This window comes from Undibacterium sp. RuRC25W (genome assembly GCF_049339825.1).
Lineage (GTDB): Bacteria > Pseudomonadota > Gammaproteobacteria > Burkholderiales > Burkholderiaceae_D > Undibacterium.
Map to the genome: position 1 here is coordinate 38,132 of NZ_JBMPPD010000004.1, position 21,884 is coordinate 60,015.

Sequence of the window (21,884 nt, forward strand, 5' to 3'; positions counted from 1 at the left end):
TTGCTTTACTTTTAGTTTGCTCAAATTAATCATGTCTACTAGATTCTTGGAAAAAAGCAGTAGCCTTTTCTGCTTCTGACATGATTCTCACATAAAAGGGTGTAGAGGAATGAATGACATCAACCATTAAGGGGCATTTAACTTTTAGCGAATTGTTGGTTCACTGGCAAATTGGTAAAACTGATTTATTTCATCTTGTAGCTGATAATAGGTTATTTCCTTCGATATTTTTATTCGGAATGTATGACGTCTTTGAATCAAGTGATCAGAAACCTCGCTGGTCATTAGTCGCTAAGGAACGTGATTATTTGGAATGGACCCGTCACCAAATACAAAGTGAATTCGACGAGAATTTTCTGGCTACAGAAGTAAATGGATATTACTACTTGCGTTTTCAGCGACAGGTCCCGTTTGAACTTGAGGCGTACTACGTTAGAGAGAAGCACCCATCGACTAAGTGGGGTGGCAGAATGTGGCGATTGGACGAATACGTCCATTTCAATTGTGGAGATGATGATATCGGCGAATTTAGTTATGTTGTATTTCTTAACGAGGAAGTTGAAAGATTTGAGCAGGAAAATGCTCATTTATTTGTAGCTAAAAGTAATCCAAATTACGACCAAAGGATTTCTAGTGAGCTAGCAGATACCGAGCTTAGGGGAAGGCTGCTTCAAACGGAGAGTTTGCTAAAAGATGCTCAAATTAAAATTGAAGAGCAAAGAAAATTATTAGCAAATGTTAGCCTTGTTTCACTTATACCTGATGATCATCATATGAGGCCGCTAGAGTTAATTGCAGCGAATAAGCTCTGGATGAAAGCAAGTAAAGATCCTAGCCGTTTCAATAACGGGAAATCGGTAAAGAAAAACCTTCTGACGATTTTAGATACCTTCCCTGAGTATGCAGACTTCGAGAATGGAACAAAAGAGAGAATTTGCACTGTTGCTAATTGGAATAAGGGTGGTGGAGCACCTACAATTATTTCAAATCTCCCGGCAAATTCATCTGAATAATAGACATTTTGGTGCACTTCCGAACATACATATTCTACAACGGTCCTAGTTGTTAAATTAATCAGTCAGGTGGGTTTTCTTAACTCACCTAACTATTTTTTATCCTTGCAGATAATTATCTTTGTCAGACCCCGCCATGCTTCGGCGGTAACGTTCAAAGATACGCAAGATGAAAAATCAACTTAACTTAGTCCCCAATAAAACTCTTCCAGTCGATGGCATGAGCCGTTGGAATCAAATTGCTCCTTTCGCGCCAATGTGCAGGGAGAAGTTCCGTCAGCTTGTGAAGGCTGGTCGTGCTCCTCAGCCAATCAAATTCTCCGAGCGTTGCACTGCATACTCAAATCGTGAACTGCACAAATTTTTTGCTGACCCCTTAAATTACAAAGTGGAGGTGAGCAAATGAAAGGGCGTCTTTTATCGCTTTTGCTTTTTTTGGAGGTTAACCCAGATCTCACGCTTTTTGCTTCCGTAGCGGTTTTCATTTCATTGCGGGGTGGCATGTGGGTTTAGCAATTTCAGAATGTGCTTTTGGCATTATGGATGCTATGGCTGCGCAAGAACTTAAACCATCAGAAATTATTTGCGATGGCAACTTGCACCGATTCTCTACATCTGAAGATAAAGGCACCTCAAAGAGTGGGTGGTATGTTTTATATGATGATGGGTGTATTGCTGCTGGCGCTTATGGCGACTGGCGTACGGGAATTTCAGAAAAATGGTGTAGTAGGAGTAAAGATCAAGTAAGCCCTGATACATGGATGCGTTATACAGAACTCGTACAGCAAGCTAAGGCGCAAGCAGATGCAGAACGGATGCGAGCGCAAGATGTGGCTGCAAAATCAAGTTTAGAGATATGGGAGATGGCAAAACCAGCGCCAGCATCGAACCCATATTGTTTGAGTAAAGGGATCAACCCGTTTGGTGCTCGGGAGCTCGCTGATAAGACCTTATTAGTACCCATACGCGATGAGTTTGGTAGCCTGACTAGCTTGCAATTTATTACCCCTGACGGAATCAAACGCTTTAAAACTGATGGGAAAATTAAAGGCTGCTATCACAGCTTTGGGGGTAAACCGAATTCTAAAATATTGATATGTGAAGGCTTTGCTACAGGCGCTAGCTTGCATGAGGCTACGGGTTTACCCGTTGCCGTCGCGTTCAATGCTGGAAACTTGGAGGCAGTAACTTTGGTCCTGCGTGCAAAGCTTGGTCCCGAAATTACGATCATTATCTGTGCTGACAATGACAAAGCTACAGAATTGAAAACCGGGAAAAACACTGGGATTCTTGCCGCCACTGCAGCAGCTCTTTCAGCGTCTGCGCACATTGCAGTTCCGAAGTTTCAAAATGAGGGTGATAAATTTACGGACTTTAATGATCTTCATATCTCAGAAGGTCTGAATTCGGTGAGGGCTTTAATCGAAAACGTCAATAATGACTGTGTTTGGCCTCTACCCGAAAAATTAATTCGGAGCGCTGCGGAGGTACCGTATCCGGTTGACGTTTTACCTGAAGTTGTCATGAACGCAGTGAAGGAGGTGCAGGGGTTTACGAAGGCACCAATCGCTATGGTTGCGTGTTCAGCAATGGCTAATCTTAGCCTTGCGGCACAGGCGCATTATGACGTTCAAAGGGCTGAAAAATTAACTGGCCCCATCAGCTTATATTTTTTAGTTATTGCAGAAAGTGGTGAACGTAAATCTACTTGCGATGGAATATTCAGTAAGGCTATTCGTGAATATGAAAATCAGCAACAACTGGACGCAAAACTAGTAGTACGTGAATTTAATGCGGAAAAAGCCATATGGGATGCTACTCGCTCAGGCCTGCTCGAAGCCATTAAGCACGAAGCTAAAAGTAAAAAATCCGATGCGATTATCTTAAGGCAATTAGAGCATGATTTGGTAAAACATGAGTTGACTGAACTTGAAATTCCGCGCGTACCTCGTCTTATTTACGCGGACTTTACTCCTGAAGCATTAACCTATGCCTTAGGTACCAAGTGGCCATCAGGCGGCGTAATTTCGTCTGAAGCAGGCGCAGTTTTTGGCAGTCATGGGATGGGAAAAGATTCTCAGTTACGCACTCTTGCTAACTTGAATCAGCTATGGGATGCAACAAAACTTACATTCGATCGTCGGGGTGAGTCCTATATCGTCGATGGCGCGCGCTTAACGATGTCTCTGCAGGTTCAAGAGTCAGCATTACTTGATTTCATTAGCCGGACGGGAACGCTTGCGCGTGGTACGGGATTTTTAGCACGGTTTTTGATGGCGCATCCGGAATCAACCCAAGGTACGCGAATGTTTAGTGAGCCGCCAAAAGATATGCCTGCATTGAGCAAATTTCATCAGGACATTAATCGTATCTTACAAGTACCTGTACCTATCAATGAGAGTGGTGGGTTAGATACTGTAATGCTTTCTCTTTCACCGGAAGCAAAAGCTGCCTGGATTAAATTTCATGACGAAATTGAAACATCGTTAGGGACTGGTGGGGAACTTCAAGATATACGAGACGTAGCGAGCAAAATAGCAGATAACGCTGCAAGAATTGCTGCGCTCTTTCATATTGTAGATGGTGGCCTGGGTGGCATATGTATGAACCATTTTGAATCGGCAAGCATAATCGCTGCCTGGCATTTAAATGAAGCGCTTAGATTTTTGGGTGAGCTCGCTTTGCCCGAGGAGTTAGCGGATGCGGCAAAGCTGGATGATTGGTTGCTTAAATACTGCAAGGAAAATAACGTCAATAAGGTGCCAACTCGCACTATGTCCCAATTTGCTCCTTACAAATTAAGAAACAAGATAAAGCGGGATAGCGCCATAAAGGAACTCATTAATCATGGGCGTATCAGTTTAGTTCAACATGGGAAGAAACAAGAGGTTCAAGTTAATCCACATCTGTTAGAGGCGTGATCATGGCACTAGTAGATCTGATGAAAAAAGGATTTTTTAGCTCTGCTACTGCTACAGTTGCTACACCTGCTACATATAAAATCTTTGAATCAAAACCTGTAGCGAAAGTAGCAGACGTAGCAGTAGCAAATCATGCATCCAGCAAGAAAATACTTATTGAAGGCCAACAGATCCCAGCGATTTCGGAATTGCTGGCGCTGTTCCGTGTTGACTTGGCAATTTTAGAAATAGCTGAAGGATACCCATTGGAAGAGGTCAGCCGCACACTGAATCTGGCCTTTGTATTTATTCGCGATGATCACTTACCGTTTGATGACGCAATGACGTTGGCCGCCGAGATCGTCGTTCATTGCCCAATGGCCGAATGCGAATTGAACTATGTCGATGTATTAAATCTGTGGAGTGTAAGTAATGCAAAATGAATTAAACAATAAATTTGCTGACGCTGGTAGTCTATATATTTTGAATCCTGTCATGGCTGATGAGCGTAATGAACGACTGAGTTATATTGAAGCATCTATAGCCTTAGATATGATGCGTCGCAATGCAGAAAATGCTGGTGAGTTATTGGATGTCTGCAATAGCGAGATCGAGAGCCACCGCGTGATCATTGAAAACCTTAAAGGTTGTAGCAACCCATTTTATACGACACGGATCATAGAATTGGAGCGGAACATCGGGAGGTTACGCCATCATGCAGATCAGGTGAGGAATTCTCTTTTTCAATGTGGATTACTTATGGCTAACTTTTCTCCATTGTTTGACAAAAATACGACGTTAAATCAGCGCTGTAACCTTCTCAATGTTGATGTTGCTGATCGATCTGAGTTAACGGAATCTGACGGGTTGATCAATATTGTTTTCGCATATGGGTTGGAGAATTCAGCAGCGCGTCGTGGAAAAATATTTAATACCGGAGTCATGTCCAGGGCACTACATTTGGTATTTCATGATTTTCTGTTATCTACCAGTCAGGGGCATATGCTTGAAATGTTACCCGTTGAGAAATAGGTTTAATTAGAGGTTCGGAACTTCTAAAAAGAGAAAAAATAAAGCAAATATTCTCAGTTCATATCGCTAGTTAGATCCTTTATTGAAATCCAGTTGACTTGGTGGGGTGTTTTCAAGTCAACTGGAAAATGATTTCAAGACAAGTCGCAATTCAACCTCAAAAATTTTTTTATTCGAGTAGTTGTACTGTGCTGTCGCGATTGTCTGCAAACTTACGAATTTGGAACCTTATAGATATCTGATCTTCGTGCGGGATCATTTTTAAAATTTTCGATGCCTCATCAAATCGACTGAGTTGTCGCAAAATCTCAGCTTTTTCGATGCTCTCGTTGACCAAGTTGCGTTCGTGTAGATCCAACAGCGCCAGCAAGTTCTGCCTCGAAAACTCATCAGAAAATAAGGGTGTTTTACGGCAAGGAGTTCCATCAGAACGTATACGTTGGTGATCGTTCCCTTTCTGCCAAATTTTTCGCCTAACAATTGACTCGCGTTCAGGTGTTAATGGTACTGATCCATTTAGTATGGTTAGCCAATCGCCAATGGTTGGTAACGTAGACTGAACCGCATTATGTACATTGTTGGGAACGCCAAGCCAATTGAAACCAATTGGTGGATCTCTATCAACTTTCTTTTTCTTCTTCCCAGTTACCGTCTCTAGAATAGTCGCAAAAAAACCGATTTCCGCAGGCGGTTCTTCTGGTTGCAGCTGACCGATTACTCTGGCGTCCTTTTTCCAAAATGGATTGTGGCACAATGGGCATTGCAGCAACGGTGATGTGATGATCGGAATGCCGGAAGTTGTAACGCCGTCAGTCCAGCCGTTGTGGTCACTCTGACGAAAGCTAAATGACATGAGTTGACTTTGAAGTAAATGCCAGTTGCATGTTGGGCAGAGAATAATTGTTGGTTGTGCGAATTTGGTCATTAAGTTCTGTTGATAGTGTTGTTTGTATTTAATATATACTAATTATTAATTTTACTGTTTATCCATATCAAATAGGTGTCCGAGGACGTGGCACAATGAAAATATTGAGCCTGACCAGTTTTGTCAGGTGACTTATTGCATTTGTTAATGTGATTTTGAATTTGTGAGTAACCATACCTATTTCCAGCGAAAAGTAAGGCCATTAGTCCTGATAGCGAATCGGATAGGAAGACTTGCAAGTAATTCTCATTTTTCTGCAGCAAAAACAGGCGATGATCGATCAGCGGTTTGCCTCATAAATGAGGTACTACAGCATCCTTTCATTGATGATATCTGCAGCGCCATAGCAGGCGCAAATGCCATACTTCAACCCGTCCTAGGTATGGAAGCAGGTTGTGACAATAAAATTCCACTGGCGCTGTCCACTAAATTATCTGGTCTGCTGGATGTTAGACATGGATTAGAGATTGTTCAATCAACTGTTTCCCTTAGATCGTCTGCCAATGGGCTTGATCGACTATTCACGAGGCCTTGGTTTGACGGCCAAGTTGAGGGAGGGCGTAATTATTTTATTGTCGATGACACGCTTAGTCAGGGTGGCACTATTCTTTCGCTCATCAATTTCATTGAGTCGCATGGAGCCAATGTTATCGGATATGCCGTCTTATCTGGCAAGCAGTACAGCGCACAATTATCATTGAGCAATTTTACGTTAGAGGTCTTACGTGAAAAATACGGAACCTTCGAGTCAGATTTTATATCCGCAACCGGATATGGATTTGACTCACTCACAGAATCAGAGGCGCGGTATATCTCAAAAATCAATTCGCTTGACGCCTTCAGAGACCGAATTGCTGAGGCTAAGGATGAAGAGGGCAGCTGAAATCATGAGAAATGCCATGGAAAAAGCCAATGAATGAAATCATTAAGAATTTTATAGCGATTGATTTTGAGATATGGGACACGACATGGAACTTTATAGGTATTGCGACCTAAATATTTAGATTTTTTTATGATGGTGCGCAGGCCTTTTTGCTTGCGCACCTTCTGCGCACCTTGGAAATTTAGAATGATTTTTTTTGTCTACTTGCATTTGTGAACAGTGAAATGAAGCATTAACCGTGTTCAGAATCACGTTGTGCTTAGCGAGAAGGTGAATCGACACTATCCACACCATGATTACGCTCATGAAACTAAAGAGGCGTGATACTTGCTGGGGCTATACCTAGGAATTGCCACGAGTGTCGAAAATACGAGAGATTTTTTGGTATCAAACTCTAAGCAAGTATAGATATTTAATTAATTTTGAATTATCATAATAATATGCATTTTAAGCAATATGCATGTAATTATTATAAAACTTAACTTGGGGATCTAAGTGCGTGCAAGACCTAAACAAGTAAGCACTGTTACTGAAACAATCCCGCTTAATCAATGCCTAGCCAAATCAAGAAAATTGGATAACGACAATGTTGTTTCCGGTCGACTGGTATTTAGCCATTGCCAAATTGTTGGAGAAGTTGCGAGAGCAATGATTCTTCGAATGCCAATTTGGTTGAGGGCTACTCTATTTCCCGAGGGATCGGAATTAATTGCTGCAGCCCATGACATCGGAAAGGTTAGTCCAACTTTTCAGAAGAAAATATATTCTGCACTTTCGCAAAAAGAAGACGCAGTGTTAGCTCTTTTGAAAAATGAAGATCCAACTCAAGAAAAGCTGTGGGGTGGTCATGCAGGGGTAAGCCAAGCATCGGTTGCAATTGAAAACCCGAGTTTATACATTGCGGAAATTTTAGGTCAACATCATGGATTTTCACCAAACCTGTCTATATACCAGGCGACAAGTGAAGTATTCGGCGGTGCAAATTGGCATTCGCAGCGAGTCGAATTATTAACTCAACTTAAGGCGGCCTTGGCCACAGATTTTCCCATAGTGAAAGATGCGTTACAGGCAAAAGTGTTAGCTGGTCTGACGACTGTTTCAGATTGGGTAGGATCAGGTGCCTTATTCGAAGATCCTGAAGGAGATTGGAAATCTTGTATTGATGTGGCACTAGATGAAGCCGGATTTGTATGCCCAAAATTTAGACCTAACCTAGGTTTTCACAATATATTCGGTTTTGAGCCTAAAGACACCTAACTCAAATTGATCGCAGCAGTAAATCAGCCTGGCGTATATGTATTAGAAGCTCCAATGGGATTAGGTAAAACTGAAGCTGCCCTTTATGCAGCGTATCAATTGCTAAAAAATAATTCTGCTACGGGTATTTATTTTGCACTGCCAACTCAGCTCACCTCTGAGAAAATACATGAGCGTGTGAATCTGTTCTTAAAAAAGATATTAGATGAAACAACGCTTCATTCTCAAGCCCTATTGGTACATAGCAATGCTTGGTTAAATATGGGTGAGGAAGCAAATCCTGGTGGTGCCTGGTTTGCACAAGGAAAGCGTGGAATTTTAGCGCCGTTTGCAGTAGGTACTGTTGATCAGGCTTTGATGGCGGTGATGAATGTAAAACATGGTTTTGTTCGAACCTTTGGCCTAGCCGGTAAAGTTGTCATACTTGATGAGGTACATTCTTATGACAGTTTCACTGGGACGATTTTAGATGCATTGGTAACGGCCTTACGTCATTTGCAATGTACTGTAATCATTTTGAGCGCTACGCTGACACAAGAACGGCGGAAATCATTATTAGGCTTGAGCGCGTCCTGTGATACGACATATAAACCGTATCCACTCATTACGGCGCAGCCGAATCAAGCCCTATTTGCTGAAATAGAGGTGGCTAAAATACCCGATGTGACGGTTCATATTGGCCATGCGACAGATATTGCTGCGATAGAAGAAGCAATATTGCGGGCTGAGCAAGGACAGCAGGTGTTATGGGTAGAAAATACAGTGAACGAGGCGCAAGCTATATTCCAATTATTAGCGGCACGTAGTATTGGACTTGGTATTGCATGTGGTTTATTGCATTCGCGCTTTCTCAAGAAAGATCGGGCATGTAATGAAGAGATCTGGGTAAGAATTTTTGGAAAAAATGGTGCGAAAGAGCGCGCTGCACAGGGTCGAATATTAGTCGGAACACAAGTTCTAGAGCAATCCCTAGATATCGATGCTGATTTTTTGGTCAGCCGTATCGCACCCACAGATATGTTGTTGCAGCGCTTGGGTAGATTATGGCGACACACCGAGACGGTCCGTCCTGTAATGGCAAAACGAGAGGCTTGGATATTGGCTCCAGATCTGGCTACTGCAATCATTTCACCCGAACAGACATTTGGATCAACAGCTAAAGTGTATGCACCATACGTTTTATGTCGCAGTTTAGCAGTATGGAAAAACATTGGCGACGTGTGCTTACCTTCACAAATTCGGGATTTGATTGAGGCAACTTATGTTCCTCAAGTTGAATGTGATGATATGGCTAGACATCTTCAACAACTAAAATTAACTAGAATGAAGCTCGAAGGGCTGGCGTTAGTCGGTCTATCCAAAGCGGGTTCAACACAAGCAGAAGAAACAGCACAAACCCGCCATAGCGAACTTGAGACAACAGAGGTGCTTTTGGTTCGATCAATTCAAGTTGCCCAGCAGGGTGTCTATGTTACTTTGCTGAATCGAGAAAAAATCCTAGTTCCCCAAAATGGCCGATCTTTAGGACGAAAAAAATGGCGTGAATTGACCATAACATTAATGCAAAATACCTTAAAAGTCGCTGAATACCTTGCCCCAACCGCCATCGATAGAAAGCACATTTTATGGCTAGGCGACTATTTTTACTTAGGTAAGCCTGAATTCAACGAAAGCAATCAATTACGCTTTGCCTTAGTGGATGAGAGCGGAGCTATACGCTCGCTACAGGCAGGCTTAGCGAATGAAAAATATGCACTTACTTATGATGTACGTATCGGCTATCAAGCAAAAAAGACGTAGCTAAACTTATATAAAGTTGCATCAAGCATGATTTTCAAACAGACATAAAAAGTATCTATAGCGCAAATTTTAAGATGATCCAATGAGAATTGGAGCATATTTTAGCAAATTAATTGATTCATATATGGCGCGTCTTGGGCCATAAAAATGGTAACTAAATATGCACACTGAGAAATACTTCAATTTGATAGATGAACCATGGGTACCTATTGTCGATGTGGGTAGAGTCAGTTTAAAACAAATATTTCTTGAGGAAAGTTACCGCGCAATAGGCGGAAATCCGGTTCAAAAAATTGCACTGACAAAATTACTGCTGGCAATTGCTCAAGCGGCAGCTACGCCAGAAACTAACGAAGCATGGCAAAACTTGCGACCTGAAGGGTTGGCAAAAAAATGCTTACTTTATTTGGAACAATGGCATTCGCAATTCTATTTATATGGGGACACCCCATTTTTGCAGATGCCAGCCATTAAACCTGCATTCGTTCAAAAATTTGGCGCGGTATTAACCGAGATTTCAACTGGAAACACGACAGTGCTCACGCAGTCGCAGGTAGAAAAATCATTATCAGATGCAGATAGGGCATTACTAATTGTTCAATTGATGGGCTTTGGTTTAGGTGGAAAGAAAACGGACAACTCCATAGTGCTCACTAAAGAGTATCAGGGTAAGTGCAATGAGAAAGGTAAACCCTCCACCGGAAAACCAGGCCCTTCAATTGGTTTTTTAGGTTTTTTGCATAGTTTTTTGCAAGGAAGTTCATTGCAGGAAACGTTATGGCTTAATTTATTTACACAGCAACAAATAGCCGATATCGGTATTTATCCTGCAGGCCTAGGAATAGCACCTTGGCAGCAAATGCCGGAGGGAGAGAGTTGCGAAAATGCCGAAATGCTTAAATTGAGTTTAATGGGTCGTTTAGTACCGTTGTCGAGATTTTGCTTACTGAACGAACATGGCATACATTATTCAGAAGGAATTTCAGATCTTGGTTATAAAGAGGGCGTCGTAGACCCTAGTATTACAGTTGACCGTTCAGGGAAAGAAGCAAAAGCACTCTGGACTGATCCAGAAAAACGTCCATGGAGACAACTCACTGCACTGTTAAGTTTTTTGTCGTCAAGCGATAATCGAGGAGCGGATTGCTTTCAACTACGATTAACTACTAACAGAGCAATTCCCTTAGTACGTTCTCTCGGAATTTGGTCTGGCGGATTGCGGGTAAGTAGTAATGCTGGGGAGTAATTTGTTTCAGGTTCTGATGATTTCGTTGAGTCTTCGATTCAACTTCCTATCAATTCATTAGGGGAAAAGTGGTTTAGTCACTTTCAAACGGAAATGAATGAACTCGATAAACTTTCAAAAATCATTTACGGTTCGACCCTTAGCTATTTTAAAAGCCAGAACATGGAAGCGAAAGGACAAGCTTCAATGGCGAGTAACTTATTTTGGCAACTATCCGAACGCAAGTTCCAAGCTCTTATCGATATGTGTACAAATGTTGATAGCACGAAAATACGAACATTATTCGCGCAGTTTGCGCATAAAGCTTACGACACTCATTGTTCTAGCGATACTTCACGTCAACTAGATGCATGGGCTAAGCATAGACCAAATCTAGGCGTTTATTTAAAAAACACCAACCAGGAGCGATGATGAGCGAACAAACTCAAGCACCAGTTAATACCTATAACAATAGGGCTGCTAGTTTTGTTGAGTATGTTATTGGTCGATGCCAGACTGATAATGGTCTACGGGCAGCGCTCAAGCGAGCTGATAATCCAGCAACTGAATATCAAAGTTGGGAAGTGTTGGCGGGTTTTAAAATTAACTTGGAATACGAAGATGAACGTATTCCATATGCAGCAATTGCTGCGACTATAGCCCGTGTAAAAATTGAGAAAAATGGCGCTGTACAAATCGGACAAGCGATAGCTTGCTGCTATGAGGATGGTAATAATAGTGAGCAGGCCAAAGCAAAGCTACGTCGTTTGCTTGCATGTAACTCTGTATCCGAAGTTTGCCGTATCTTAAGACCCCTATTTAGTTTGATTGAAGCGAAGGGGCTTGTTTCCCTCGATTATGTGCGATTGCTCGATGACTTACTTTGGTTTGGCCACGAGGAACGACAAACTCGCATAAAAGCACGGTGGGCGCAGAGTTTTTACGGCAAAGAAATTGAGGAGAAAATAGATGCATGAAAACCCTATTGCGTTTGCAAGCGTACTAAAATTGAGCCGTGAAGACATTAAAATTTTACAAGTAAAAGACGCATACGCTTTACATAAAGTGGTCTACGGTTTATTTGAAGATATTCGTACCGAGGCCGAAAAAAACAAAAGCGTTGCAAGTGGCATCTTGTACGTCGATAAAGGCGGTGATTCCAATACGCGGCAAATTCTCTTGCTCTCGAATCGCAAGCCGCATCAGACACCACAGTTTGGTAAGGTCGAAACAAAGCCGGTATATGCGAATTTTTTACAGCATACCGATTACGCTTTTCAAACTACCTTGAATCCAACTCAACGTAATAATCTTAGTCGGAAAATCGTACCGGTACGTGGGCGCGAAGCGATAACAACCTGGTTCGTACAGCGTGCCATTACGTCTTGGGGCTTTAGTGTGATGGTTGAAGATTTGCAAGTTGAGCAATGTAACATACAAAGCGTTGAAAAGTCAGGAGAGACCGTGACGCATGGCAGCGCGACGCTTAAGGGACGCCTCACCGTGACTGATCACGAACGTTTTAAGCAAAGTTTTTGCAAAGGTATTGGTCGAGGCAGAGCATTTGGTTTTGGGTTATTACAAATTGTGCCTTTATCAGCTATTTAATTTATCGACCTTCAGGATTTTCAAATGAAAAATCAATTTACAAATCTCCGTATCGAATTTCACATTCTTCAATCTTTCCCAGTAACTTGTCTTAACCGTGATGACGTTGGTGCGCCGAAAACTGCTATCGTCGGCGGTGTGCAGCGTGCACGCGTGAGTTCTCAAGCATGGAAGCGCCCGATACGGATGGCGATGCAAGAGTTGGGCATCACTCATGGAACAAGAACAAAATTAATCAGTAAATTAGTCACTGAGGCTTGCCTGAAGAAAGGCGCGACATTTGAACAGGCAATCACTTGTGGCGATAAAATTGAAGGTATTTTCATTAAGAAAAAAGAAGAAAAGAAAGCAAAAAAAGGCAAAGACTCGGCAGTTGATGTAGAAGGTGACGATACTTCCTTAGAAACGAGTGCTGATAAAACAGATACTTTACTTTTTTTAAGTCCAAATGAAGTAGCAATTATTGCGCAAGCCTGCGCTGATAATGGATTTGATCCAGATAAAGTGATTACTCAGAAAGATGCGAAAAAGCAGGCAAAAGAACTCGCAGATCTAATTGGCAAAGTAAATGAAGCTATAGATGCGGTAGATATTGCCTTGTTTGGTAGAATGGTTGCCCAAGCGGCTGATTTAAATATCGATGGTGCAACCACATTTTCACACGCCATTTCCACACATAAAGTGAGCAATGAGGTGGAGTTTTTTACTGCGATGGATGATGTAGATCCGACACCTGGATCAGCGCATATGGGAAGCTTGGAGTTTAATTCTGCCACCTATTATCGCTATGTCAGTTTAGACCTTGGACAACTGAATCAAACATTAGCTGGGCATTCATTGCCAGAAGCGGTCGAGGCATTTACGAAAGCTCTATTTGTTGCTGTACCAACGGCAAGGCAATCGACCCAATCTGGCGCATCTCCATGGGCGTTTGCCAAGATCTTTGTTCGTAAAGGTCAAGGTTTACAAGTTCCATTTGAAACTCCAGTCAAAGCAGAAGCTGGCGGTGGTTTTATAAAAAACAGTATCGATGCCATGTCCACTTATTTGGCTAAACAAGAAAAGTTGCACGGTAGCCTATTTGGTAAACAAGCTGAGTACACTTATTCACAAGACGCTGATTTAACTGTGGATGATCTCATTGCAGCATTAAAGCAGCACTCAACAGCGGACGTTGCAGAAAATATCCATGCATAATTCCTTTCTTTTACTCTGGTTGGAAGCCCCTCTGCAAGCTTGGGGGGCTGACTCCAAATTTGGCCGACGCGAGACGCAATCTTTTCCAACGAAATCAGGAATATTGGGTTTGCTGTGTTCTGCGCTGGGTGCTGGTGGCGAGCAATGTGCGCTTTTGGAAGAGTTTTCTAACCTAGATCAAACGGTCATTTCGTTTGTCCGCACCACAGAAATTCGCGGTGAACGCGTTAAGCAAGCGCGCGAACCAGTCCTACGTGATTTTCATATGGTGGGTAATGGTTACGACAAGCAAGATCCTTGGGCGAGTATGCTCATTCCGAAAACCAGTGAAAGGAAGCCAGCTGTTGGCGGTGGCGCAAAATTGACGTATCGTAATTATCTACAAGATGCTGCATTTGCTGTTGTAATCGAAGTACCATTTGAACGATCTGAACAAATCATACAAGGATTGCAATCGCCAACATGGGCTGTTTATTTAGGGCGTAAAAATTGTGTGCCAACCGATTTTATTTATCGAGCTTGTTTTATCGAACAAGCGCAAGCACTAGAGCATGCTAAGGTAATTGCAAGAGAAAAAAATCGAATCGAAGATTTTCGCGTATTACATGGCGCGCTTAGCGATAGCGAAGCGGATGAGATTTTTACCCTTAATGACGTGCCTGTGCAGTTTGGTGATGATAAGCGCTATCGTGATCGACAGGTAAGTCTGATTTATGCTTGACGATACTTCGGGAATAAAATCGCCGTCAAAGCGTCTTTTGATCAAAGTGACGCGTGATACTTTGCCTCTAGTTAAAGATAAGTATCCTTTTATTTATCTTGAGCGGGGGCGGTTGGAAATTGATGATGCTAGTGTGAAATGGATAGACAGCGATGCCAATGTTATTCGCCTGCCTATTGCCACGCTTAATTGCTTATTACTTGGCCCAGGCACTAGCGTAACTCATGAAGCTGTTAAGGTGATCGCTGCGGCAAATTGCAGTGTTTGTTGGGTAGGAGAGGATAGTTTATTATTTTATGCCCATGGGCAAACACCAACATCTGATACGCGTAATTTGCGTGAGCAAATGAAATTATCCGCAGACTCCAAAAAATCATTAGAAGTCGCAAGACGCATGTTTTCAATGCGTTTTCCCGGTGCAGATTTGAAAGGAAAATCTCTCAAAGAAATGATGGGAATGGAGGGGTATCGTATCCGAAATTTGTACGAACAGAAGGGGCTGGAATATGGTGTGGGTTGGAAGGGGCGAAATTACATTCCGGGAAAATTTGAAATGGGTGACATGACTAATCAAGTATTGACTGCTTGTAATGCGGCACTGTACGGTATTTTATGTTCGGCAATACACAGCATGGGGTTTTCGCCACATATGGGATTTGTACATTCAGGGAGTCCTCTACCTTTTGTATATGATTTGGCTGATCTTTATAAAGAAAATCTTTGCATCGACTTGGCTTTTTCGCTAACGCTAAGCATGGCCGGTCAGTATAACAAACACATGGTGTCGGCTGCTTTCCGGCAGCGTGTAATCGCAGCCAATTTGTTAGGTAAAGTCGCTCAAGATATTGAAAGCATTCTGGAGATAAAAAATGCTAGTCGTGATTGCCAATGATTTGCCACCTGCAGTCCGTGGTCGTATGAAGCTCTGGTTTATTGAGCCTAAACCTAACGTGTTTATTTCTGGCGTAAAAGATAATGTAGCAAGAAAAGTGGTGGCTTACTTATATAAACATTGTCCGGCAGATAGTGGAGTAATGGTATTTCGGCGAATACCAGAAACTCCTGGGTATGACATCAGTGGGATTGGCGACACGAAGCGAAATTTAACTGAAATATCGGGGTTGCAATTGGTAGTAGAGAAACAAAATTCACTTTGCGATTCGTAGTAGATAGAAGAGATTTAGATTTAAAATTAATTTGGTCAAACCATGAACACACTATATACGGTGTTTTATGTGCGTTCTTTAACAAAATATAGGTGTCTTCCCCACGCCCGTGGGGGTGTTTCTTCTAGTCGCTTACCGATGATAATTGATTCATCGTCTTCCCCACGCCCGTGGGGGTGTTTCCTTCATACCGCCGTGCGGTGCCGTCAGGCTGCTGTCTTCCCCACGCCCGTGGGGGTGTTTCTGTAGACAAGTAGTGATGAAAATGTCAGGCGAAGTCTTCCCCACGCCCGTGGGGGTGTTTCTATTTATTTGCCGAACCTTCGTCTCTTGGATCTGTCTTCCCCACGCCCGTGGGGGTGTTTCTCACTGTATCGCAACTGACTTGTATGACGCCAAGTCTTCCCCACGCCCGTGGGGGTGTTTCGATTATGAAGCCTACATGGTTGGCTGCGAAAAAGTCTTCCCCACGCCCGTGGGGGTGTTTCCATCGCACCACACTGCGTTGACCCCTCGACTAGGTCTTCCCCACGCCCGTGGGGGTGTTTCATTTTTATAGGGGAATTTCGTGGCAATTGAAAATAATAATCAAGACTGTTTTACACTCTGCCCAGGCATTCTTTAAACAGTTACCCTCGCGTACACGCTTTCATATAAGCTCGTAATTGAAAAGTATGAAAGTGATCGTGGTCAAATTGTAAATACAGGACAAGATATTGCCAAAAAATGCCAGAGATAACAAATAACTTTGACAGTATCAAGCAGGTTAGTGGGGATGCAAACGGTAATTTATTAATTCGATACACGAAACGATTTGATGAAACCGTATTGCATGTAGAGGAAAGTCGCCAAAAGCGGATGGAGTCAGTTTCAAAAACTCTATGGAAGACGCTCAATAATGCCGAAATGTGCGACAATTCGCCCGATCAGCTAACGCCCGAAACGACTAAAGGCAATCACTCCACAGAGTGACGTGAGTATAATTCAACTCATTAAGATAGGCTATATTCGGCTGAAGCCTTCCGATAGCGGTGATTTTCACACTATTATGAATTCTGCTTTCCCATTAGGAAAAGAATCTGCGGAGATAAAATCAGAATGGAAGCTGCTCTGGGGTGGGGTTCCCGTTCCCACCGTTGCGTCCGGCGCTCACCCGTTTGCTGTACTACCGACAAATGCCGGAACGATAGCCACGATGGAATCGAGCCAAAGCAGAAATGAAACTCTACCAGAGAATGGGGATATTGAAAATAAATCCTCTTTGGACATAGTGATGCTGAGTTGTATGATGCGCTCTCGCACCTGAGTGACGTTCTAGGTTATGCCTTCATACTAATTGATTGAGCTAGGTTGTCTGCATATCAGCAGGTAGCGAGAGCTGCTATCCAGACTCATGTCGTAACACGATGGGCGACAAACTTAAAGCGGTTGGTAGGCTGGCTTGAATAACAGCTGGTACAGTCGTCAGCGTTGTGGACGCCGAAGTAGGTACCTGACCACGTGAAATCCAGCTATGAAATGTGGAATGATTTAATTGATGCTCACAACAATACGCCGCTTGCGATAGCCCTGAGCCTTGCAAGGCAGTGACATGCTGCAACCATAGCGTACGGCTGAGGATGGATTAATTCTTGACATGCTTACTCTCCAAAGTGATCAGGCTTGAAGAGTGCATCAAATTAAGGGGTGTTCATAGGTTGGGGCCTTGGACGGTTACTTTTAATGATGATGCCGGAATAGTTCCATCATGTATTAATAATTAACCTCCTACCAGCATTACAGGTAAATTGCAAAAACTGGGTATTGCCTATGGTTGCCAACTGTTAGCAATTATTTTTGCATCCATGTATGCACCCATGATAAATTAATTTGTTAACGAAATCCTTTATTCATGCGGTTCTTGATGTGTTGTTTGATTCCCACACCTGATTTGTTGGTGCTGGTTAATGTTTGTTTGGAATCAAAACGCTTTCATTGGGTTTGAGGTAAGGTAAGACTAAATTGGATTCTGTTGTCGAGAACCAGAATGTTAAGCATTAAATTTACCTAACCCAAAGACAGCGTTGAAAATACCGAGAAATCGCTCACGCATCAACATGATATTCAGAGAGACTGACATCGTATTGCAAACGCTTTCGTATCCGGTGGTCATGATGTTTTGTGCGCGCTGGTACGCAGAATAGTCTCTACATTTTCGTCACATCGAAGGGATAATGGGAGAGCGCGGCGTTGTTGTTGATCGCGCGACGGTACATCGGCGGACTCTGAAGATATTGCCGTTGCTGGTCAGGGTGTGTCGTTCACTCATATTGCGCACAGGCCACTATCGGCGGTTTTACGGCTTGGCTTTTTAATTTTATGTGACATCACTATTGTTCACTTATTTGACCTTATTGCGACATACAACCGATGATTGACCTATCTATTCTCGTCGACGTTAACGCTCGCAAGGAAAACGCATGATTCGGATAATTATTGCTGACGATCATGCTCTTGTTCGGGCTGGCTTGAAGCGGATTCTTGCACAGGTGCCAGATTTTGAAGTGGTTGGCGAAGCTGCCAATGGGAGCGAAGTGCTGGACTGTGTACGCGATAAGTTTTTTGATGTATTGCTGTTGGACTTAAGTATGCCAGGTATCAGTGGAGCGGATTTAATCGCTCGTGTTAGGGCGAATCGAGAAATCCCAATTCTCGTTGTAAGTATGCATAGCGAGCCTTATTTGGCCGCACGCGTACTTAGGGCCGGTGCTTCAGGTTATATCACTAAAGACTGTGATCCAGAAATTCTCATTGGCGCTATCCGCAAAGTTGCCGCTAATGGTAACTACATTACTCCTGAATTAGCAGAAAAATTGGTATTCGATAAGTCGTCTCCGCAGCGTGCCTTGCATACTAGGCTCTCCGATCGTGAATCGGAAGTGTTGTTTTTACTGGTGAATGGAAAGTCCGTAAATGAAATCGCTATGCAACTTTCTATTAGCAACAAAACAGTGAGCACTCATAAGGTTAGGCTCATGGAAAAATTGAACCTATCCAATATGGCAGAATTAATGCGCTATACGATGGACAATAGTAGCAACGTCTGACGTTTTGCATCCAGTTTATTTCATCAAGTACATCGAGGGTAGGGAAATCCCTACGCGATGACACTATTTCCCTACGGAAAAATAAGGTGTATCCTATAGCCTTACTAATTGCTTCAGGGTAGCATTATCCACTGAAGTAATCTGCTAGTTTGCCTAAAAGGCTCACTACATCAATAAAATCTGGTTGGGGCTGCAAACACGCTTACCAGATTTGTCACAGTCCTAACGGACAAGATTTTTACCAAAATGACGCTTTGATCGTTTTTTAATGTTGAAGCGTTGTATTTTTGATCTAAATCAAAAAAGTAATCCTATCGTTATTTGTTGTTCAATACTTTCTTCGCAAGAGTGCTTTGCGTGCAAGGTAATAAATTTGTTCAATGTTGTCGTATCTTTTTCTTAAAGAAAAGATTGCTGCCTATGCCTTTTTGACCTTGAGTTAATTCTGAATTTTCGACCTCATTTTCCGCAAGGGAAGTGCAGTATTCAATCACATATCTACTTTAATCATGAGAATGTAGTTGCATGAGAAATACGAATCGCGAAATTGACGGATTTACCCGAAAACTAATGTTAGATCACTCCGACATTGAGCTGCGCCAAGCCTTCCTTGGTATCACGGAAACGGACGTAGCACTGTAAGCGCTAAATTCACCCCACCTATCGCCCAATAAAAAACGCGCCCAAAATGGAATTTTTCAAATCGGAGAATTTCATGAATCAAAGCCAAACCAAACGCCTACTTTGGCAGCAGCGATTTGAAGCGCAGCGCGCTTCAGGATTGAGCATCACAGCATGGTGTCAACAAGAAGGCATCACAAGTTCGACTTATTACTACTGGCGTCAACATAGCGAGATTAAAAAGGACGTGACAGCGTTCATCGCCTTGCCAGCACTAGTGACAGAAACGCAAGAGAGATCGCAGGCAACGACGTTGGCGATTCACACGCCTGGCGGTTATCGCATTGATCTCTATACAACGGCTCATGTGGCGTTACTTCCCACCATTCTGGCAGCGCTTGTCTGATGTGGAACACACCGCGAGGGCATGTCTACCTGGCGCCCGGCGTGACCGACATGCGTAAATCGATTAATAGCCTTGCCATGCTCGTTGTCGAAAATATGCAGGGCGATCCGGTCGGTCCGCATTGGTTTGTTTTTTGTGGTCGTGGCCGCGATAAACTTAAAATACTGCATTGGGATACCAACGGATTCTGGCTACACTACCGCCGTTTAGAGCAAGGTCGTTTCGTCTGGCCTAAAGATCCGCAGGATCATCCCGCCTTGCAAGTGACGGCGCAGCAGTTGCGTTGGTTGCTTGATGGTCTTCCATGGCAAAACGCCATAGCGCATCAGCCGTTGTCAAAGCGCGACATTTTATGAAGATCGTAAAAATGACGTAAACCCATAGAGGGTTGAAATTGGCTACAGTAGTGTCATGTCAAGCCCAAACCTCACTCACCTGCCGCCCGAAGTACAAGCCTACGTACACGATCTGGTCTCCCGCTACGAGGAGAAAATCGTTGAATTAAAACAGCGCGTTGATCAACTTGAAGAACAATTCCGTTTAGCGCAACTCAAGCGCTATGCACCGTCGAGCGAAAAGCTGGGGGTTCAGGGGTGCTTATTCAATGAGGCAGAGTCTGCCTGCATGGACGACGATGGTAGTGCAGCAGGGGAAGATACGGTAGAAGACAATCAACAACAGGATAATGCTGGGGAGGTTTCAGGTAAGAAACGTGGTCGTAAAAAGTTACCAGCGCATCTCAAGCGTGTCCGTATCGAATATGATTTGCCAGAGGCCGATAAACAATGCGCCTGCTGCCACGGTGCATTGCATCGTATGGGCGAAGAGATCAGCGAACAATTACACATCGTACCGGCACAGGTCAGCGTATTGCAGCATGTCCGTTTCAAATACGCCTGTCGTCACTGCGAACAGCATGGTACCTCCAGCACGATGGTGACGGGGCAAATACCAGCCCAGCCGATTCCTGGCAGTATCGCCAGTGCAGCAACCATAGCGACGATCATGACGGCGAAGTATGCAGACGGATTGCCGTTATACCGGCTGGAATCGGTTCTCGAACGCAGTGATATTCAAGTGGGGCGTGGGACGATGGGACACTGGCTCATACGCAGTAGTGAAAAGTGGCTTAGTCCTATTGTTAATGGGCTGCATCAGGTGTTGCTACGACAGAGAATCATTCATGGTGATGAAACCTCGGTGCAGGTGTTAAAAGAGAATGGCAAGACAGCGCAGAGTACCTCTTATATGTGGGTATATCGAAGTGCGCAGCACAGTGACGAGTCGGTGGTTTTGTTTGATTACCAGCCGGGTCGTGGGCATGAACATCCGCAGCGTTTTTTAAATGGCTACAGGGGTAGTCTGATGACGGACGGTTATGCGGCATGGCGCATGCAAAAGGATGTCATGCATCTTGGGTGTTTGGCGCACGTCAGAAGAAAATTTGATGAGGCCTTGAAGGCACAAAAGAACGCAACAGGACGCGCTAAGTACGTGCTTGAAACACTCGCTCAGTTATACAAAATTGAAAAGCAGGCGCTGGAAAAGCCAGCATCAGGAGTAACGCAAACAGAGCACACCTATACACTGAGGCAAACCAAAAGTCGCCCCATTCTGGATGCATTGCAAGAATGGCTGATTAAGAACAAGGAAGAGGTCCTACCGCAATCCTTGATCGGCAAGGCGATCAATTATGCCTTGGGGCAATGGAAATACATTACGCGCTATATTGAGGATGGTGCGGCGCCTATAGACAATAATATAATTGAACGTGATATACGTCCGTTTGTGACGGGTCGGAAAAATTGGATGTTCAGTGATACGGTCGCTGGGGCGAAAGCGAGTGCGACGATTTACAGTCTAATGTTGACCTGCCGTGCATGTAACGTGGAGCCATACAGCTATCTACTTCATGTGCTGACAGAACTTCCAAAGCGTGCTACGGACGCTGATATAACTGATCTGTTACCGTTTAACTTCAAAAAAATGACTACGACGACTGCTAATTAAGCACATAAAAATTGTGTTGGTACTGATGTCAATG

General features: G+C 43.4%; 22 protein-coding genes and 1 CRISPR repeat array. Of the genes, 20 read left to right on the plus strand and 2 right to left on the minus strand.

The genetic code is table 11. From position 1 onward, the window contains the following. Positions 1-113 precede the first annotated feature (113 nt). The 5 genes from ACO0KV_RS03445 to ACO0KV_RS03465 all read left to right on the plus strand — a co-directional run bounded on the left by ACO0KV_RS03445 (position 114) and on the right by ACO0KV_RS03465 (position 4,945). A complete protein-coding gene (locus ACO0KV_RS03445; RefSeq protein WP_423039904.1) occupies positions 114-1,013 on the plus strand; it encodes a hypothetical protein in 900 nt (299 codons plus the stop codon). A gap of 169 nt (positions 1,014-1,182) precedes the next feature. Beyond that, positions 1,183-1,419, plus strand: coding sequence for a helix-turn-helix transcriptional regulator (locus ACO0KV_RS03450; RefSeq protein WP_423039906.1), 237 nt, complete (start codon positions 1,183-1,185; stop codon positions 1,417-1,419). A 97-nt stretch (positions 1,420-1,516) separates the two neighbouring features. Beyond that, positions 1,517-3,934: a DUF3987 domain-containing protein gene (locus ACO0KV_RS03455; protein ID WP_423039908.1), complete on the plus strand. Its 2,418-nt coding sequence runs from the start codon at positions 1,517-1,519 to the stop codon at positions 3,932-3,934. Positions 3,935-3,954: 20 nt separating this feature from the next. Further along, a complete protein-coding gene (locus ACO0KV_RS03460; RefSeq protein ID WP_423039910.1) occupies positions 3,955-4,356 on the plus strand; it encodes a hypothetical protein in 402 nt (133 codons plus the stop codon). Next, positions 4,346-4,945 (plus strand): hypothetical protein, encoded by a 600-nt coding sequence (locus ACO0KV_RS03465; protein ID WP_423039912.1) that lies wholly within the window; start codon positions 4,346-4,348, stop codon positions 4,943-4,945. Before ACO0KV_RS03460 ends, ACO0KV_RS03465 begins: the two co-directional genes overlap by 11 nt. A 169-nt stretch (positions 4,946-5,114) precedes the next feature. On the opposite strand, the gene ACO0KV_RS03470 is transcribed toward ACO0KV_RS03465, so the two are convergent. Next, the gene (locus ACO0KV_RS03470) at positions 5,115-5,870 is read right to left on the minus strand and encodes a hypothetical protein (RefSeq protein ID WP_423039914.1); all 756 of its coding nucleotides are present in this window, start codon (positions 5,868-5,870) and stop codon (positions 5,115-5,117) included. A gap of 163 nt (positions 5,871-6,033) precedes the next feature. Between ACO0KV_RS03470 and ACO0KV_RS03475 the strand changes: the two genes are divergently transcribed. The 11 genes from ACO0KV_RS03475 (at position 6,034) to cas2e (ending at position 15,727) form a co-directional block, all read left to right on the plus strand. Further along, positions 6,034-6,753 carry a hypothetical protein gene (locus tag ACO0KV_RS03475; RefSeq protein WP_423039916.1) on the plus strand — a complete coding sequence of 240 codons (720 nt, stop codon included), beginning with the start codon at positions 6,034-6,036 and terminating at the stop codon, positions 6,751-6,753. A 495-nt stretch (positions 6,754-7,248) separates the two neighbouring features. Further along, positions 7,249-8,010 carry a CRISPR-associated endonuclease Cas3'' gene (locus tag ACO0KV_RS03480; RefSeq protein ID WP_423039918.1) on the plus strand — a complete coding sequence of 254 codons (762 nt, stop codon included), beginning with the start codon at positions 7,249-7,251 and terminating at the stop codon, positions 8,008-8,010. Between the two features lie 6 nt (positions 8,011-8,016). Continuing rightward, positions 8,017-9,810 (plus strand): CRISPR-associated helicase Cas3', encoded by a 1,794-nt coding sequence (gene cas3 / locus ACO0KV_RS03485; RefSeq protein WP_423039920.1) that lies wholly within the window; start codon positions 8,017-8,019, stop codon positions 9,808-9,810. Between the two features lie 160 nt (positions 9,811-9,970). Beyond that, positions 9,971-11,056: a type I-E CRISPR-associated protein Cse1/CasA gene (casA, locus tag ACO0KV_RS03490; protein WP_423039922.1), complete on the plus strand. Its 1,086-nt coding sequence runs from the start codon at positions 9,971-9,973 to the stop codon at positions 11,054-11,056. A gap of 93 nt (positions 11,057-11,149) precedes the next feature. Further along, complete coding sequence (locus ACO0KV_RS03495; RefSeq protein ID WP_423039924.1) at positions 11,150-11,467, plus strand: hypothetical protein; 318 nt, start codon at positions 11,150-11,152, stop codon at positions 11,465-11,467. Next, entirely contained in the window at positions 11,467-12,012 is a 546-nt protein-coding gene (casB, locus tag ACO0KV_RS03500) for a type I-E CRISPR-associated protein Cse2/CasB (protein WP_423039926.1), read from the plus strand. Before ACO0KV_RS03495 ends, casB begins: the two co-directional genes overlap by 1 nt. Beyond that, positions 12,005-12,643 (plus strand): type I-E CRISPR-associated protein Cas6/Cse3/CasE, encoded by a 639-nt coding sequence (gene cas6e / locus ACO0KV_RS03505; RefSeq protein ID WP_423039928.1) that lies wholly within the window; start codon positions 12,005-12,007, stop codon positions 12,641-12,643. Before casB ends, cas6e begins: the two co-directional genes overlap by 8 nt. A 24-nt stretch (positions 12,644-12,667) precedes the next feature. Continuing rightward, a complete protein-coding gene (gene cas7e, locus ACO0KV_RS03510) occupies positions 12,668-13,840 on the plus strand; it encodes a type I-E CRISPR-associated protein Cas7/Cse4/CasC (RefSeq protein ID WP_423039930.1) in 1,173 nt (390 codons plus the stop codon). Beyond that, on the plus strand, positions 13,833-14,561 hold the full coding sequence (cas5e, locus tag ACO0KV_RS03515; protein ID WP_423039932.1) for a type I-E CRISPR-associated protein Cas5/CasD: 729 nt from the start codon (positions 13,833-13,835) through the stop codon (positions 14,559-14,561). Before cas7e ends, cas5e begins: the two co-directional genes overlap by 8 nt. Next, positions 14,554-15,453 carry a type I-E CRISPR-associated endonuclease Cas1e gene (gene cas1e / locus ACO0KV_RS03520; RefSeq protein WP_423039934.1) on the plus strand — a complete coding sequence of 300 codons (900 nt, stop codon included), beginning with the start codon at positions 14,554-14,556 and terminating at the stop codon, positions 15,451-15,453. Before cas5e ends, cas1e begins: the two co-directional genes overlap by 8 nt. Then, positions 15,431-15,727 (plus strand): type I-E CRISPR-associated endoribonuclease Cas2e, encoded by a 297-nt coding sequence (gene cas2e, locus ACO0KV_RS03525; RefSeq protein ID WP_423039936.1) that lies wholly within the window; start codon positions 15,431-15,433, stop codon positions 15,725-15,727. The genes cas1e and cas2e overlap by 23 nt, the downstream gene beginning before the upstream one ends. 94 nt (positions 15,728-15,821) lie before the next feature. Continuing rightward, positions 15,822-16,276: direct repeats of the CRISPR family, unit length 28 nt; unit sequence GTCTTCCCCACGCCCGTGGGGGTGTTTC. 832 nt (positions 16,277-17,108) lie between these two features. Here the strand turns inward: cas2e and tnpA (ACO0KV_RS03530) are convergent. Beyond that, a complete protein-coding gene (gene tnpA / locus ACO0KV_RS03530) occupies positions 17,109-17,327 on the minus strand; it encodes an IS66 family insertion sequence element accessory protein TnpA (RefSeq protein WP_423039938.1) in 219 nt (72 codons plus the stop codon). An 859-nt stretch (positions 17,328-18,186) separates the two neighbouring features. Here tnpA (ACO0KV_RS03530) and ACO0KV_RS03535 point away from each other — a divergent pair. The 4 genes from ACO0KV_RS03535 to tnpC all read left to right on the plus strand — a co-directional run bounded on the left by ACO0KV_RS03535 (position 18,187) and on the right by tnpC (position 21,850). Next, complete coding sequence (locus tag ACO0KV_RS03535) at positions 18,187-18,813, plus strand: response regulator (protein WP_423039940.1); 627 nt, start codon at positions 18,187-18,189, stop codon at positions 18,811-18,813. 715 nt (positions 18,814-19,528) lie between these two features. After that, complete coding sequence (tnpA, locus tag ACO0KV_RS03540; RefSeq protein ID WP_423039942.1) at positions 19,529-19,840, plus strand: IS66 family insertion sequence element accessory protein TnpA; 312 nt, start codon at positions 19,529-19,531, stop codon at positions 19,838-19,840. Then, a complete protein-coding gene (tnpB, locus tag ACO0KV_RS03545; protein ID WP_423039944.1) occupies positions 19,840-20,196 on the plus strand; it encodes an IS66 family insertion sequence element accessory protein TnpB in 357 nt (118 codons plus the stop codon). Before tnpA (ACO0KV_RS03540) ends, tnpB begins: the two co-directional genes overlap by 1 nt. Positions 20,197-20,251: 55 nt before the next feature. Further along, positions 20,252-21,850, plus strand: coding sequence for an IS66 family transposase (tnpC, locus tag ACO0KV_RS03550; protein WP_423039946.1), 1,599 nt, complete (start codon positions 20,252-20,254; stop codon positions 21,848-21,850). Positions 21,851-21,884: the final 34 nt, after the last annotated feature.